This is a genomic window from Burkholderia sp. FERM BP-3421 (genome assembly GCF_028657905.1).
Taxonomy (GTDB): Bacteria; Pseudomonadota; Gammaproteobacteria; order Burkholderiales; family Burkholderiaceae; genus Burkholderia.
On sequence record NZ_CP117782.1, the window covers coordinates 2,629,785 to 2,646,609 of the forward strand.

Genomic DNA, 16,825 nt, shown 5'->3' on the forward strand with positions numbered 1-16,825 from the left:
AATCAAGATGTAACTTATCCTGTTCATCGCCGGCATTCTTTCGCAGAGTGCGACTAAGAGGGCCAAATTCCAATCGTCGTTGGGGCACGATATGTCCGCGCGACAAATTTAAAGTGAGCGAGGGCTTCTGATGCGCCTGATCGAATTGCAAAGCGACTTCTTGGATGAGAGTTGTAGCGCGCTAAGTTTTAAGGCCCAGGAGCGCCTTTCGGTGGAACCGTTCTACAGGCTCGAACTGGTATCTCCCGACCCAGGGCTGAACTTCGAAGATCTGCTGGGTACCGGGCTATCGGTGTATATCGATATGGGTACGGACAAGGTGCGTCCGTTTAGTACGAACGTGTTCGCTGGCTACGATACCGGGCAACTTGGAAACCAGTATACCTACACGCTTGAGTTGGGAAGCTGGCTGTCCTTTATGGCCCAGACTCGCAACTGTCGCATCTTTCAGGGTCTGTCGGTGCCGGACATCGTTGCCCAGGTGTTCGAGGAACACCAGTTCACAAACTTCTATTTTGCGCTGGAGAACAGTTACGAGCCGCGTGAGTATTGCGTGCAGTTTCAGGAAAGCGATTTGGACTTCGTCAAGCGGCTACTGGAGGACGAAGGGATTTATTTCTGGGTGGAACATGCACTCGACTATCACGTGATCATGATCTCGGATACGCGGCGGTTCGTGGACCTGGATGCGCCTTACGGACAGATGTATTTTCTGCCCGATGGGGAGGAGTCGCGGGCAATTCAAGGCCGCGAGGGAATCCAGCGGCTCCAGCGCACGCGGCGGATCCGGCCGAACAATGTGGCGCTGCGGGACTTCAACTATCTCGCCCCGGGCAACCGGCTGGACATTGATGCGCAGATGCCGCAGGCAAGTCCACCTCCGATCGCACTGGAATACTACGACTACGGTGCGGGTTACAACGAGCTTGAGAGGGGGCAACGGCTGGCCCGCCTGAGGCTGGCCGCGCTGCAGGCGGAGTCGCACCTGCTGGTGGGACAGAGCAATGCCCGGGCGCTCGCTACAGGACACGCATTCACGCTGTACGGCCACCCCGATACGCAGCGTAACCGGCGCTACAACGTGGTTAGCACCGAGCTTTCGTTCGTGCAGGGCGAGCCCGACAGTGGGGCGCAAGGTCCCAATGTTGCCGTCACGTTTGAAGTGCTGGCGGACGATCAGCCGTTCGTGCCGTTGTGGGTGACCCCGCGCCCCTCGGTGCCCGGCATCCAAAGCGCTACTGTGGTGGGGCGGCCGGGTGATGAGGTGTATACGGACCAGTTCGGTCGCATCCGGGTGCACTTTCACTGGGACCGCTACAAGACAGTGGAAGCGGATGCGTCGTGCTGGATTCGGGTGTCACAGGCGTGGGCGGGCAAGGGCTGGGGGGTACTTGCACTACCACGCGTGGGACAAGAGGTGCTGATCACGTATGTGGACGGTGATCTTGATCGTCCGCTGGTGGTGGGCACCGTGTACAACGGTGAGAATCCGACGCCTTATGAGTTGCCGAAAGACATTCGCTACACGGGGCTGGTCTCGCGCTCGTTGAGAAACGGCAACTGCCAGAACGCCAGTCAACTTACGTTCGACGATCTTCGTGGCGCAGAACGGTTATTGCTCCACGCGGAGCGCGACATGCAGCAGACGGTCGAGCGCAACAGTTCGACGGCTGTCGGTCAGGATCTGAACCTTTCAGTTCAGGGAACCTACACATCTGTGACGGGTATCTCATATAGCTATACCGGCATCTCCGTGTCGTACACGGGGATCAGTGCGAGCTTTACCGGCGTGTCCACGAGCTTTACTGGAACATCAGCAGACTTCACCGGTGTGAGCACGTCGTTCACGGGCGTGAGCACATCGTTCACCGGCGTAAACACCGGCTTCACAGGCGTGTCCACCAGCGGTACGGGCGTATCCACAAGCTTCACTGGTGTATCCACGGACCTCACCGGCATATCCACCAGTGTGATAGGTGCAAGCACGTCCGTCACTGGGACGGTGACCAGCATGACGGGCGTCAGTTCATCGATAACCGATACCAGCACTGACATGACGGGCATCTCCATCTCCTACACCGGAACCTCCACGAGCGTGACGGGCACCAGCACATCGATCACTGGAGAGTCGAAGAGTGTGACCGGCACATCTGTCTCCGAAACCGGCACATCCGTTTCTACGACGGGCAGTTCGGTCAACGTTACAGGTACCGACGTTTCAACTGTCGGTTCGAGCACGTCGACCACGACGTTTGCGAGTAACTTCGTTGGCACCCAAATCGCCGTCACTGGAATCAATATCTCCAGTACGGCTCAGGACATTAAAGTTGGGGAAACCAAAATGTCAAATATCGGCTCCGATCTCATGAGCCGGGGGATGCTAGTCGTAAATTAGTTTTTCAGACTCAACATTCTCTCTTGATTCTTGGCGGAACACGTTCTTCAGGCGCATGACAATTTTTTTCATCGCTAAGGACTGCTACAGATAAGGTGGCTGAATTTGTCTACAACCGCATCCCTGTCAGCGCTATGTGCTCTGGCAAGACTTCATCGCATCTCGGCCGATCCTGACATCCTGTCGCATGAACTTGGGTTGTCGCGTAACGCTCCCGTCCCAGATGAACAGTTGTTGCTCGCATCCAGGCGACTAGGTTTAAAGGCGAAGATCAGGCTCACCCAGGCCCAGCGTCTGCCACTTGCGCCTCTGCCGGCGTTGGCCCGTATCAGGAATGCCGACGGTTCTGTAGGCGCCAGCAGCGACGACGAGCAACACCGGTGGGTGGTCTTATCCGAATGTGATGGCCAGCGCGTCGTGCTCCTGGACTCTGAGGCGGAAGGAAGTCGCGTCGTCGAGCCCCTCAGCAGCTTCATTGAGCGGTGGGCACCGTCAGGCTCAGGCGAATTGCTCCTCGCCACCAGCCACGCCAGCCTGGCCGGGACATTGGATCAGTTTGACTTTACCTGGTTCATACCCAGCATCGTCAAATACCGCAGGTTTCTGGCCGAGGTGCTGACCGTATCCGTTGTTTTGCAGCTTTTTGCGCTTGTCAGCCCCTTGTTTTTCCAGGTGGTGATGGACAAGGTACTCATACACCGCGGTCTCACCACGCTTGATGTGCTGGTGACGGGCCTTGTCATGGTGATTGTGTTCGAGAGCCTGCTTAGTGGCTTATGTGCTTATGTGTTCAGCCACACAACCAGCCGCATTGACGTGGAATTGGGTTCCCGCCTGTTTCGCCATCTTTTGCAGCTACCGCTGGCCTACTTCCAAGCTCGGCGGGTCGGCGACTCGGTCGCCCGCGTTCGCGAACTCGAGAACATTCGCAGCTTTTTGACGGGGCAGTCCCTCACGCTCGTACTGGATGTCGCTTTTTCGGTGCTTTTCATTGGCGTGATGCTGCTCTACAGCGTGCCGCTCACACTTATTGTGCTCATCAGCCTGCCTCTGTACGCCGTCCTGATCCTGAGCGTAGTGCCAGTACTTCGTAGGCGCCTGAACGAAAAGTTTGCCCGCGGCGCTGAAAGCCAGTCCATGGTGGTTGAAACCATCACCGGAATACAGACCGTGAAAGCCAACGCCCTGGAACCGGCCATCGCCCTGCGCTGGGAGAACCAGCTGGCAGGCTATGTAGCGGCCAGCTTCAAGACCCAGAACCTCACCACGTGGGCCCGCGAAGGTATCAACCTGATCGGCAAGCTGGTCAGCGCTGCGACCATGTGGTTTGGCGCCCGGCTGGTAATGGATCACCAACTCAGCGTGGGCCAGTTCGTGGCCTTCAACATGTTTGCCGGTCATGTCGCCCAACCCATCGTGCGGCTGTCGCAGATATGGACGGACTTCCAGCAAACAGGTATCTCCATGCAACGCCTGGGTGACATCCTCAATACGCCCACCGAAGTGCCCCCCAGCACGCCTGCTCCGTTGCCCACGCTCAAAGGGCACGTCACCTTTGACAACGTCACCTTCCGCTACCGGCGCGACGCCACGCCCGTTTTGCAGTGCGTGAGCATCGATATCAGCCCTGGCGCGGTCCTCGGCATTGTAGGTCGATCGGGATCGGGCAAAAGCACGCTGACCAAACTTGTGCAGCGTCTCTACCTGCCCGAGCAGGGACGTGTCCTGGTGGACGGGATCGACATCAGCTTGGTCGACGCCGGCCACCTGCGTCGCCAGATTGGCGTTGTGCTGCAGGATAACTTCCTGTTTAACCGTAGTGTTCGAGAAAACATTGCGATTGCCGATCCGGGTGCCCCCATCGAACGGGTGATGCACGTGGCCCGGATGGCCGGTGCGCACGAGTTCATCTGCGAACTGCCCGAGGGCTATAACACCGTTGTGGGCGAACAGGGAGCGTCGCTGAGCGGCGGACAGCGACAGCGTCTGGCGATTGCCCGTGCCCTGTTCACCGATCCGCGCATTCTGATTTTTGATGAAGCTACCAGCGCACTGGACTATGAAAGCGAGGCCATCATCCAGCGCAACATGGCCACGATTGCACTGGATCGTACTGTGATCATCATTGCCCATCGCCTAAGCGCGGTGCGCCATGCCGACTTCATCATTGCCATGGATAAAGGCCAGATTGTGGAAGGTGGTTCGCATGACGAACTGGTTCACGTTCCCAGCGGCCTATACGCGCATCTGTGGAGCATGCAGCAAAATAATTCTCCGTCGGAACAGATGGCATGAGTGATGCGACGAACCGCAATGCCTTCCAGCGCCATCCGCTATACGCGCTGCTCGTGCGCTACCGTTCCGCATTTCAGGCCGCGTGGCGACAACGGCACGAACTTGCCGGTCCGGTTCGGATGGCTGACGAAGCGGCCTTCATGCCGGCTGCTCTGAGTCTGCAGGTCACTCCGCCGCATCCAGCTCCGGGACGGATCATGTGGATCATCATCGCGCTGTTCGGGTTGGCCTTGCTATGGGCTTGCCTGGGTCAGGTTGACATTGTGGCCGAGGCTTCAGGACGCATCGTGGTGAGCGAGGGTACCAAGCTTATCCAGCCACTGGAGAGCAATGTAATCAAAGCGATCAAGGTAAAAGATGGCGATAGGGTCAAGGCTGGCCAGACGCTGATTGAACTGGATCCGGTCAGCGCGCAGGCCGACAACCATCGTGTCAGTCAGGAGCGCGAAAGTGCCTTCTCCGAACTGTGGCGCACCCAGGCCTTGATGCAGGCCGTGAGCGAAAACCTGGCGCAGCCTGTGTTGCCAGCGCAAGGCAGTCTGCCGGCGCAAGATCTGGTCACGATCCAGACCCAACTCAAGTCGGACTGGCAAGATCTGACGGCTCAGCGAGCCCGGCTCGACGCCGACGTGCATGCTAAACAGGCCGAGCTGGACGTCGCGCGCGCGGAGATTGCCAAAATCACGGCCACCTTGCCGATCGTCAGGCAACGCGAAACGGACTTTAACCGTCTTGCAAAACAAGGCTACGTCAGCCGGCATGACGATCAGGACCGTATCCGGGATCGCATTGAAATGGAACATGACCTGGCCACGTTGCGGGCCCGGCAGGAGGAAGCCGAGGCCACCATTGAGCAGGCCAGACAGACCCTTGTGGCCTGGCAGGCTGACACCATCAAGGCCCTGCATGAGCGCCATGCCAAAGCCGAGCTGCAACAGCGCCAACTGCAAGCGGAAGGCATCAAAGCCGAGCAGCGCGTCCATCAAACGACGCTCACTGCTCCGGTTGACGGCACCGTACAGCAGCTGGCCGTTCATACAACCGGAGGGGTGGTGACCCCAGCTCAGGTGTTACTTGTGGTCGTGCCCGAGAAAGACCAGGTCATGGCCGACGTGACGCTGGAGAACAAGGATGTGGGTTTTGTGAACGTGGGGCAGCCGGCGGAGATCAAGCTGGATGCCTTTCCCTACACGCGCTATGGGACGGTGCCATCCAGGGTAGCCATCATCACGGCGGATGCCGTAATACAGGACCCCGGCGCGCAAGCGTCGGGAACTGGCGGCAAGTCGACCAATCCTGCAGGCGGGGCGGTATTTCCGGTCACGCTGGCACTGGCGCAAAACTTCATTGAGGTGGGCGGCCGGCGAATCACGCTTAAGCCCGGCATGAACTTAACCGCTGAGATCAAGACGGGTAGGCGCCGCATCATTGATTACCTGCTCAGTCCGATCCGAACCTATACACGGGAAAGCCTGCGAGAGCGATAAATATTTCGCTGGAGTGAACGCGCCAATTCAAGAAACCGGATGACCGTATTGATTACGGCCCTATCCTGACGTAGACCGTTCGACAGCGTCAGGTAGGTTCCCGTCAATACGGTTTCCTGTCGTGGTCAGCACCCTCACCGTGCTGGCATTTTTCTGAAACCGTCCTAAGGAGACAGGCACATGCCTAATCCCCAGATCCGTCGTACCGTCGCTGTACATTCTCCTGCCGTCGAAGTAACTGGTGGTACATCTCGCGTAAGCACCCAGCGGAGCGATGCCTCCCCTCCCAGTCCCGTGTACCAGAATCATGCCGTTTCCGAGCCCCAAGCACCGGCAATCGTCAGTCCGGTGCATCAACCACAGGTCAGCGTCAAAAAAAGTGTCTCGGCGGTAAGCGTCGAGACGAGCCACTCTGAGGGGCCTACCTCATCGGTCAAAATTTCGTCTAAAGCACCGAATAGTTCCGCGCCAGATACGAATCCGACCTCAAATATCAATACCGACGCCCCCTCGACTGGTATTGTTGTTAACACAAATACCAGCAACACCGGTTCGCGGGCCGGTCTGGAAGGGGTCAAGGCCAGCGCCACTTTAAATAATAATAAGTCATTGGCGAATTCCGCGAACAACGTCATCGTCGCTCACTCGGTAACTTCGGCTCCTTATAATTTATTTAACGCGATCACCTCGACGCCTCTCGAACAGTTCAAAGCGACCACGGGCCTTGTTTCTGATGCAAAAAACATCACCGAGGAGATTTCCAAAAACAGCAGCCCGAATACACTTAAGCCGATCTCGAGCGGAAACATACAAAAAATTCCGTCAAACAAAATCGTTAGACTCGGCGGACAAGGAGTGAATATCGGAAGTAAAAACTCAAACGTATTCGAAGTAACGCCTTCAAAAATCAATGTGGCCAGCAACACTATTCTGCCGGTTCTAAAAGTTGCTTCTTCAGCAAGCAAGACCGCCACTGGGCCAATCACTGTCGCCCAGGGTATTGGGAATATCCAGGAAAACAAGCCCGTTGATGGCGCTCTCCAGGTAGTCGGAGGTACAGCCAAAACCGTGGAAGGTGGCAGCGAGCTGTACCAGCTAGCGAAGCCGGCGTCGAAAACGGCTGGCACGATCGCCAATACCACGAAAATTGTCGGATCCGGTGTCAGCGCGGTTATCTCCGCAAAAGATACATATGATGGGTTTTCTCAAGCCTTTGATACAACGGCGTCTGATGAGCAAAGAGCTTCGGCAACCATTCAGGGCAGTGTGGGAGCCGCCAATACGATTTTGAATGGCGCTGAATTAATTGGTGCAGCAACGGGCTCCTTTGGTGCCGCGGCAGTAGGCGGAGCCGGGGCCATCCCAATTGCAGTAAATCATGTGCTGCTGAACCACATCAACAATACCATTTCCGACAATCCCAACAGCCAAAGAGCTAAAATTTATCTCAATTCGTTTGCACATCCACAAAACTTCGGATGATCTGTTTTTGGTATTAGTTGATACGGCAGTTGGTGTGTGAAGTTGATCTTTCGAAGCTGCCATTTCAGCCCGGGCAAATTGCCCGGGCATCAGTTAATTGAACCGCAAGCCGACGCGTGATCCACCTTAGGCCTCCCTTTGATCTTGATGCGCTTTACCGTAGCAGCCTGATCCAGGCGCGACAAGGATTTACGATTTTCAAAAAAATATCTAATAGAATTAAATTTTTTCCATGAGCCGCACCGGGAATCGTGGAGGCTGGTTGGTTTAAGTTAATGCGGACACGTCAGCGGCATTTCTGAGTTGCCTGTCGTAGTTCAGCAGTCGGGATATAGCCAAGCGGTTCCATCAGGCGATGATGGTTGTACCAGGCCACCCATTCCAGCGTTTGCCAGTTCGATGGATTCCCTCGTTGAGATCCTCTGTCGGAGTGATGAATCAAGGTTCCGTCCTCGCCAGGTTGGCGGGCATACAGCGCCTGTTCAAGTGCATCCAGAACAAAGTCCGTGGTCATCGACGAGCTGACGCGCCAACCAACAATAGTAGAAGCCCAATGTCTTTCTGGGCCTCTCATTGAGCCGCGCTGCGATCTTGTTCAGTTGTGCCAGCTCGTATTGATCAAGTTGCGTACCGTGAGGCAAGGTTTGCGGCGTGCAGCCGATCATCGGTGCAATCGATTCGACTGCCGCCCACATCGACGGGGGCTCGGCTCGCTACGCTGCCCGCGTACCACGCGCACTGCGCGCTCTCGGACTTCCGGGGAAAACTTGCTTGGCTTCTTGTTCATGGCCCCATTCTCTCAAGAGTTGGAGCCTCCACAGAACTCGGCGCGGTTCAGTCCCTTCCTAGACTTCTCTCTAATGAAAGTTACGACTGACTGTCGGCAACTCGCCTAGAAGATGTGACAGATCTACCAGACGTTTGGCGACCAGGTGCTGAACCCCTTCAACGCTTTGCCAGACGCCCAACGCCGCCAACAGCTTAGCACCGAGGATTTCTTTACGCTGTCTCTCCAGCAACTTGGGCCAGATAATAACGTTCACGTTTCCGGTTTCGTCCTCAAGCGTGATGAAGATTACGCCTTTCGCAGTGCCCGGCCGCTGTCGTACCGTAACCAACCCGCATCCGCGCGCAAGCCTTCCGTTTGGGTAGGTGTTTAACGTCGTGGCCGGCATGAGCCTCTTCGCATGCAACATCGGACGCAGCAACGCCAAAGGATGTCGACGAAGCGTCAACCCCATGGACTGGTAATCACTCTGTATCTCGTTCCCTTCGGATGCCCATCCGAGATCCGGTGTTTCATCAACCACATTTGCTGAAGCAAGCAGATCCTTGTCGGGAACAGCGGCAACGGATTCCCACAGTGCACTTCGGCGACTGCCAGCCAGAGACGCAAGGGCATCGGCCCTAGCCAGAACATGCAAATCATGTCGATCCAACTGAGCTCGCCGAGCCAAATCGACCGTCGACGAAAAGGCCTCAACGGATCGTGCCATTTCAATACGATCAGCCGCCTCCGCTCGCATCCCATGCAGAAGAGAAAGACCAAGCCGAACAACCGGGCGTCCCCCCTGCTCGCGATACTCCAGTGACGATTCCCAGTTGCTGATCGTGACGTCTGCAGGCAAGACCGTGACCCCATGGCGCTTCGCATCCTGGATGAGCTGCGATGGAGAGTAGAACCCCATTGGCTGGCTATTAAGCAACGAGACAAGGAACGCCTCGGGCTCATGACACTTCAACCAGCTACTGACGTAGACAAGCAACGCAAAGCTTGCCGCATGACTTTCCGGGAAGCCATAGTCGGCGAACCCCTTGATCTGGGCAAAAATCGCTTCGGCAAATTCTCGTTCATAGCCACGTATCAACATGCCGCTCACCAAGCGGTCGTGGTAAGGCTCCAGCCCTCCTTTACGCTTCCAAGCTGCCATCGCGCGCCTCAGCCCGTCTGCCTCGCCAGGAGAGAAGCCGGCCGCAAGAATTGCAACCTGCATCACTTGCTCCTGAAAAATCGGCACGCCAAGCGTTCGAGCTAATGCTGTTTCCAGATCCTTACCTGGATAGCTGACCGGATCGATTCCTTGACGTCGCTTCAAATATGGATGAACAGCACCACCTTGAATCGGGCCAGGCCGCACGATCGCCACCTCAATCACAAGATCGTAGAACGTCCGTGGTCTCAATCGCGGCAACATCGACTGTTGCGCTCTCGACTCGATTTGGAATACCCCGACTGTATCTGCCTTCGAGATCATGTCGTACGTTTCCGGATCCTCTGACGGGATATCCTGCATCTCAAATGGCTGATCGCGGTCCAGGGATATGAGGTCAAGCGCCCGACGAATGACGCTCAACATTCCCAGCGCCAGCACATCCACTTTGAGCAACCCGAGCGACTCGAGATCATCCTTATCCCACTGGATCACGCTACGATCCTGCATTGCCGCGTTCTCAATCGGTACAAGGCGTGACAACTTGCCTCGGCTGATGACAAAGCCACCGGAGTGCTGAGAAAGATGCCGAGGAAAACCACACAGCTGAGCGGCAAGCGATGCCCATGTCTGAATGACGGGTGCTGATGGATCCAACCCTGACTCTGTAAATCGCTCGAGTAAATCTGCCGTACCGTCGAACCAGTGATGCGCCTTGGCAACTCGATCGACAATCTGGGCATCAACACCGACTGCTTTCCCTACATCCCGAAGCACGCCTCTTGCACGGTACGTCGATACCGCGGCAGCAATAGCCGCACGGTCACGACCATACTTTCGATAGATGTACTGCATGACGGCTTCTCTCTTTTGATGTTCGAAATCGACATCGATGTCCGGATGACTATTACGTTCCCGGCTGATGAACCGTTCGAACAACATCGTTGATCGTGCAGGATCCACCTCCGTTATGCCAAGGCAATAACAGACTGCAGAATTCGCAGCTGATCCACGCCCCTGGCAGAGAATTCCTTCGCTACGAGCAAATTTGACGATGTCATATACGGTCAAAAAGTATGGCTCGTAGCGCAACTCCGTGATCAGTTCGAGCTCATGTTCGAGCTGCGCTTGCACGTTGAGAGGGATGCCGCTCGAGAAGCGACGATGCGCTCCCATGTACGTTTCCTGTCGCAGATATTCAGTTGGTGTGAGTCCAGCCGGTACTAGCTCATCGGGATACTCGTAACGCAACTCATCGAGCGAGAACCCGCAACGCGAAAGGATCGCGACCGTCTCGCTTAATGCGTTTGGATGATAGAGATGCGCCAGACGTATCCGCGCCCGCAAATGCTGCTCGGCATTCGGTGCAAGCTCATAGCCGCACTCTGCAACAGGCTTACCTATACGGATCCCCGTCATTGTGTCCTGCAGCGGCTTCCTGGAACGGACATGCATGGTTACATGCCCGACTGCAACAACTGGGACACCATTGCCATACGCTATGTGTTCGACAACACCAGCATGAAGATTGTCCATGGCGCGCTGATGCAGACATAGGCCGACCCATGCACGCCCGGGGAACGTCTCCCATAGCCACTCAACTTGGGCATCCAACACTTCCGGATCCGCGGGGAACTTGGGAATCAAGATTGCGAGGCACCCTGGCATTCCTCTCAGATGGGCATGCACCTTCTCCGGTTTCAAGAGGTCCTGTGGCATGAGGCGATATCCACCTTTGGGTGAGCGCATGCGTGCCAGCGTGATGAGCTCGGAGAGATTGCCATACCCTTCGCGGTTCTGTGCAAGCAAGATCAGATCAAAAGCCGGCGACGAATCGGCCTGAGTCAGCTTGAAGTACGACCCGATGACCAACGGAAAATTTAGATCCTTGGCTGCTACATGTGCCCGTACAACTCCCGCCAAAGAGCATTCGTCCGTGATGGCAATCCCAGAGTAACCCAGCTGGGCGGCTCGCTTGACCAGCTCCTCTGCATGCGAAGCCCCCTCCAAGAAAGTGAAGTTCGATAAGCAGAAGAGCTCGGCATATGCCGGCAACGAGAGAGGCAATGTGTCCATGAGATTTACAACCGATGTAGAACATTTCCGTTGAACAGGACATCCGTCAGACATCCGAGCGCTCTGTGTGGCCGGCGCTCTGGGAAGCGATGCTCTTTCGCGCTATCCCGATTGATTCCGTATATCTACCGATTCATCTAAGGGGGTGAAGTACCGAGGCAAAAGGCTGGCAGGCAAGCGTGCCGCTCATCGGTAGAAAAAAGGGGGCTATATACGTCGATATCGGGCGGCTCGCCGCGCTCGCGGCTGATGAAGCGCTCGAACAACAGCGTGCTGCGCTCGGGATCGACCTCGGTCACGCGCAGGCAGTAGCACACCACCGAGTTCGCGGCCGAGCCGCGCCCCTGGCACAGGATGTCGCGGCTGCGCGCGTAGCTGACGATGTCGTAGACCGTCAGGAAGTACGCCTCGTATTTCAGGTCGGCGATCAGCGTCAGCTCGTATTCGATGCGCTCGCGCACCTTCCCGGGCACGCCGTACGGATAGCGCGCCTGCGCACCCTTCCAGGTTTCCTGCGCCAGATAGGTGGCCGGCGTATGGCCGGGCGGCACGATCTCGCGCGGATATTCGTAGCACAGCTGATCGGCCGTGGCCGGATAGCGCGGCACGAGGACCGCGAAGCAGCCGGGCATGCCGCGCAGGTGCGCGAAGGCCTCGGGCGGCGCCGCCAGCTCCTGCCGCGCGAGCCGGTAGGTGCCCTTCGGCGCGCGCATCCTGAGCCAGGAAATCAGCTCGGACAGGTTGCCGTAGCCATCGCGATCGCGCGCGAGCAGCACGAGGCCGAAGCCCTGCCCGTCCTCGTCGGGCGTGACCTCGAAATACGCGCCGACCACGAGCGGCAGCCCCGCCGCCTTCGCCGCGACATGCATGCGCACCGCGCCCGCGAGCGAGCACTCGTCGGTGATCGCGAGGCCGCGGTAGCGCAGCGCGACCGCGCGCTCGACCAGTTCGTCGGCCGTCGACGCGCCGTGCAGGAACGAGAAATTCGAGCGGCAGAACAGCTCGGCGTAATCGGGCGGCGCCGGCAGCGTGCTCAGCATCGCCGCCTACCCGAAGAAACCGTGCAGAAACCAGCCCGGCTCGCCGTCATGCGCCGTCCGGCCGTGATAGACCCAGTAGCATGCGCCCGCGTCGTCCTGCGCGACGTAGTAGTCGCGCGCGCGCGGCGCGCCGTCGAACCAGCCCGCCTCGATCCGCTCGCGCGCCGATGCGAGCGTGAGCGGCGTGCGGTACACCGGGCGGTTGTCGCGCTCCGCGAGCGGCAGCGGCTCGGCCAGCAGCCAGGCCGGCCGGGGCGCCGCGTGCGCGGGCTCGCCGGCCCGGCCGGACGGCTCGCCGAGCGGAATCCAGCGGTTCGCGATCTCGGGCCGGTAGTCGTCGACGGGCGCGGCGCGCAGCACGTTGTGCGCGCCGAGCCGCGCGCCCAGCAATTCGAACAGGCGCGCGCGCGCCTCCGGCGTGCCGCCCGGCTCCGGGAACAGATCGTCGGGCGGCGGCGCGGCCTCGACCACGCGCGTGGCGACGAGGCGCACCGCGATCACCGCGGCCGGCAGCGGCACACGCGCGAGCCGCTCGCCCAGCACCCGCACGCAGTGCGCTTCGTCGCGCGTCGGCGCGGCGAACGCGAGTTCGAGCACGGTCGGCGGCAGCGCGTGCCGCCCGCGCTCATGTTCGAGCCGGCATTCGAACGCCGTGAGCGACAGCTGCCGCGCGGCCAGCCAGCCGCCCAGCTGCGCGATCAGCCGCCGCGCGACGAACAGCACCGCCTCCGCGTGCTCGACCCGCTCCGGCAACTCGAGCCGCGCATCGAACACCGGCGGCACCGGCAGCCATTCGAACAGCTCCGGCGCATCGCCGTAGGCGCGGTCGAGCGCGCCGCTGAGCGCGGTGCCGCAGCGCCGCTGCAATGCGGCGCGCGGCAGGCGGCGCAGGTCGGCGAGCGTACGGCAGCCGAGCCCGTCGAACCAGGCCGCGAACGGCCGGGCCGCAGGCAGCAGCGCGCACGGCACGCAGGCGAGCGCACGCTCGAGCGACGCGCGCCGCAACACCCGGCGCGGCCGCCGCAGGCCGGCGCGCGCGAGCAGCCACGCGCCGCCGCCCGTGGGCGCGACGCCGATGCGCGCGCGATAGCCGAGCGTCGCGAGCGCCGCGCGCGCGGCGCGGCACAGCGCAGGCAGGCCGCCGAACAACCGCAGGCTCGCGCCGATCTCGACCAGCAGCGTCGCCTCGTCCTGCAGGGTCACGTTCGGCGCGAAGCGCAGCAACGCGAGCGCGACCGCGCGCAGCGCGTCCGCCTCGCGCGCCGGATCGCGTTCGAGCAGCCGCACGGCGGGTGCGACGGTCAGCACGCCGCCGCGCTTCATGCCCACGCGCACGCCCGCCGCGCGCGCCGCCGCGTCCGCGCGCAACACCACGCCCTGCTCCAGCACTGCGCAGCCGGAATCGGACTCAGGCGGCATCGGCTGCCGCGGCCGGAACACGTCCAGCGGCAGGGACGGCAGATGGACGCCGAGAAAAACGCGCATGACGGCTCCCCAGGATCGGCGACGGCAGCAGCGCGAGCGACAGCGCGCCGCTCGTCGCCGGCCCGCGGCGCTTGATGATGTCGACCGCGATGCCGCCGGGCTCGGGCCGCAGCGCGACGCGCAGCGGCGCCGGCGACGGCTGCTGCGCGGCGGCCAGCGGCCGCAGCATGATGAACAGGGTGGCGGACGCGCGCGCGGCCGCGAGGTGCAGCCGGCGCAGCGCCTCGGGCCGCGTATCCAGCTGCCACAGCAGCAGCGCGCCGCAGCAGCCGGCCTTGAGGATCTGCTCGGCCGTCCACAGCGCATCCGCGCTGCGCGCGGCGCGCAGCCACAGCAGCGCGTCGCGCGGCAGGCCGAGCCGGGCCAGCGCGCGCGCTTCCGGCACGTGAGGCGGCTGCACGAGCGCGAGCGGCCGCTGCGCGCTGACGGCCCGGACGAGCGCCGGCGCGAGCAGGCGCAGCTCGCCGCAGCCGGCCTGCGGCACGAGCAGCTCGGTCAGCCCGCCGAGCGGCCAGCCGCCGCCGGGCAACTCGGCCGACAGCGACGGATGGCCGGTCTCGATCGTGCGCGGCACGCCGCGCGCGAGCTGGGAGCCGCGCCACAGGGACGGATGAAGGGTTTCGGGAAGAACGGAGGATGCGGGCATGACGCCACCCATAACTGTATATTTATACAGTATAGGACAATGACGATGTTGCGCACAGTCCATGCCGACCCCGGGTTTGCTGGCGACTCCCGCCCTTGAAATCCTGCAGGTCCCGTCGCTCGGCACCGCGACATCTTCGCGGCCTGGCCGACCTCATCGATCATTCAGGATCTCAGCCATGCCGTCTCCGAGATGGATGCGTTGATGGCTCGCTTTCCGGCGGGCGGAGCACCCGTGACCGATTCATTGATCGATACGTCCGCCATCTTCGAGACGGCCTACGCCCGCTTCGTCGGCGTGATCGGACTCTCCGAAGTCAGACGGCGCGATGCGCTGCCGGCCCAGGCGCTGCGGAACAGAAACATTCTGCTCTACAGCAACATCGGCGTCTCCGTGCTGTTTTTCGTTGCAATCCTGATCTTTTCCCGATCGATCCAGAACTTCGGCCGGGCGCTGCGAACGGCCCATCAGGTGTCGCACACCAAGCAGGTGTTTCTCGCCGCGATCAACCACGAACTCCGCAACCCGCTGCAGACGATCGTATCCGCCACGGAAAACATCTCGCACTACGCCACCAGCCGCGAATTGATGCTCGCCGTGATCAACATCGACCAGGCGGTGAAGCACATCGAAACCCATATGCGGGATCTGACAGACTACCTGCGGTTCAAGACGCACAAGATCAACCTGCGCACCGCCCCGATCGATCTTCGCTCGATCGCCGCCGAAGCTGTCCGCCGATTCAAGCCGATGGCCGATAAAAAGGACATCCGGCTTCAGGCCACGTTTTACACGTCCCTATCGACATTCCTCTCCGACGAGCAACGCGTGCAACAGATCATCGACAATCTCGTCGAGAATGCGATCAAGTACTCGCCACATGGCGTCGTCGAAATAAGATGCGCGATTCTTGCGGAGTCAGGCCGTTCGCACGCAAAAATTGAAGTCATCGACGAGGGAATCGGCATCGACAGGAACAAGATCAATTTCCTGTTCTCGCCATTCTTTCAAAGCCAGTTTCAGGATAGCCCGGGGGTCTCCGGATACGGCATGGGCCTCGCGGTCGTGCGAGGTCTCGTGGAAGTCCTGGGTGGAGATATTTCCGTGGAAAGCGACGTCGGCAAGGGCACGGCCTTCATGGTCACGCTCCCCTGCCAATCGCTCGTCACGCACGATGCGCAACCCGGTCAGGCGTCGCCGGACGGGGGTGATTCGAACTGAGCGTCGATCAAGGCGCGGATTTCCCGCGATGCCGGCTCATCGCTCGATACTGCGAGAATGTTGGGGCCGAGATCATGGATGTCGTATTTGAAATCGATCAGCGTCCGATGCATGCTGCCGAGGTTCGACTTGATCTTCTCGATGAACAAGACCGGGCGGGACGCCCGCAAGGTTTCCAGCCCGCCGGCAATGACCGCCTCCTCCATGCCCTCGACATCGATCTTAACGAGGTCGACATGCGGCTGGTCTAACGAGTCGAGTGTGATTAACGGAACGTCGTACCCCGCGCCGTAGTTGATTTGCTGGCCGATATCCTCATTCTTTTTACCATGCACCAGCTCCAGGCTGCCGAAACTGGATTTCCGGTGGTAATCGACGAACGGCACCTTCAACGATCCGACCTCGCCGCCGATCGCCGCGTTTCTGGCGTCGACATTGAAGCAATTATTGATGGCGATGTTTCCGCACAGCGCATAGTAAACCGGCTTTTGCGCCTCGATCGAGATGACGCTGCCCGCATCGCCCAGCGCCCGCGCAAACTCTATCGTGTGTACGCCGATATTCGCGCCGCAGTCGATTGCCACGACAGGCCGCCGGCCGCCGAGCGCGCGCACCTTCATCCTCAGGATCGAATTGAGCAGTTCGACGTCGCTCTTATAAAATCCCCCGGTCTCCAGAATCCCACCCTACACCGTAGGTACCGTACGCTTCGCTACGATTTTCGTCACTTCTGTTGACGATAAGCGTTCCGTGACTCGTTGACGCCA

Annotated in this window: 9 protein-coding genes and 2 pseudogenes; 5 read left to right on the plus strand and 6 right to left on the minus strand. The window is 59.8% G+C overall.

Annotated features, from left to right (window positions below; all coding sequences use genetic code 11):
- Positions 1-130: 130 nt before the first annotated feature.
- The 4 genes from Bsp3421_RS27840 (at position 131) to Bsp3421_RS27855 (ending at position 7,659) form a co-directional block, all read left to right on the plus strand.
- A complete protein-coding gene (locus Bsp3421_RS27840) occupies positions 131-2,395 on the plus strand; it encodes a type VI secretion system Vgr family protein (protein WP_273999227.1) in 2,265 nt (754 codons plus the stop codon).
- A gap of 105 nt (positions 2,396-2,500) precedes the next feature.
- A complete protein-coding gene (locus Bsp3421_RS27845; RefSeq protein WP_273999228.1) occupies positions 2,501-4,690 on the plus strand; it encodes a type I secretion system permease/ATPase in 2,190 nt (729 codons plus the stop codon).
- On the plus strand, positions 4,687-6,177 hold the full coding sequence (locus Bsp3421_RS27850; protein ID WP_273999229.1) for an HlyD family type I secretion periplasmic adaptor subunit: 1,491 nt from the start codon (positions 4,687-4,689) through the stop codon (positions 6,175-6,177). The genes Bsp3421_RS27845 and Bsp3421_RS27850 overlap by 4 nt, the downstream gene beginning before the upstream one ends.
- Positions 6,178-6,357: 180 nt before the next feature.
- Complete coding sequence (locus Bsp3421_RS27855; protein ID WP_273999231.1) at positions 6,358-7,659, plus strand: hypothetical protein; 1,302 nt, start codon at positions 6,358-6,360, stop codon at positions 7,657-7,659.
- A 286-nt stretch (positions 7,660-7,945) separates the two neighbouring features.
- Here Bsp3421_RS27855 and Bsp3421_RS27860 read toward each other — a convergent pair.
- From Bsp3421_RS27860 to imuA, 5 genes and pseudogenes are all read right to left on the minus strand, one after another.
- A pseudogene (locus Bsp3421_RS27860) lies at positions 7,946-8,212 on the minus strand (hypothetical protein); the annotation flags it as partial.
- A gap of 304 nt (positions 8,213-8,516) precedes the next feature.
- Positions 8,517-11,666, minus strand: a complete 3,150-nt coding sequence (locus tag Bsp3421_RS27865; protein WP_273999232.1) for an error-prone DNA polymerase — start codon at positions 11,664-11,666, stop codon at positions 8,517-8,519.
- Between the two features lie 212 nt (positions 11,667-11,878).
- Positions 11,879-12,706: pseudogene (locus Bsp3421_RS27870) on the minus strand (PHP domain-containing protein); the annotation flags it as partial.
- A gap of 6 nt (positions 12,707-12,712) precedes the next feature.
- Positions 12,713-14,191 carry a Y-family DNA polymerase gene (locus Bsp3421_RS27875; RefSeq protein WP_273999233.1) on the minus strand — a complete coding sequence of 493 codons (1,479 nt, stop codon included), beginning with the start codon at positions 14,189-14,191 and terminating at the stop codon, positions 12,713-12,715.
- Positions 14,115-14,837 carry a translesion DNA synthesis-associated protein ImuA gene (imuA, locus tag Bsp3421_RS27880; RefSeq protein ID WP_273999234.1) on the minus strand — a complete coding sequence of 241 codons (723 nt, stop codon included), beginning with the start codon at positions 14,835-14,837 and terminating at the stop codon, positions 14,115-14,117. The genes Bsp3421_RS27875 and imuA overlap by 77 nt, the downstream gene beginning before the upstream one ends.
- 204 nt (positions 14,838-15,041) lie before the next feature.
- Here imuA and Bsp3421_RS27885 point away from each other — a divergent pair, with 204 nt between their 5' ends.
- The gene (locus Bsp3421_RS27885; RefSeq protein ID WP_273999236.1) at positions 15,042-16,058 is read left to right on the plus strand and encodes a sensor histidine kinase; all 1,017 of its coding nucleotides are present in this window, start codon (positions 15,042-15,044) and stop codon (positions 16,056-16,058) included.
- On the opposite strand, the gene Bsp3421_RS27890 is transcribed toward Bsp3421_RS27885, so the two are convergent.
- Positions 16,025-16,678 carry an FkbM family methyltransferase gene (locus Bsp3421_RS27890; RefSeq protein ID WP_273999238.1) on the minus strand — a complete coding sequence of 218 codons (654 nt, stop codon included), beginning with the start codon at positions 16,676-16,678 and terminating at the stop codon, positions 16,025-16,027. The genes Bsp3421_RS27885 and Bsp3421_RS27890 overlap by 34 nt on opposite strands.
- Positions 16,679-16,825: the final 147 nt, after the last annotated feature.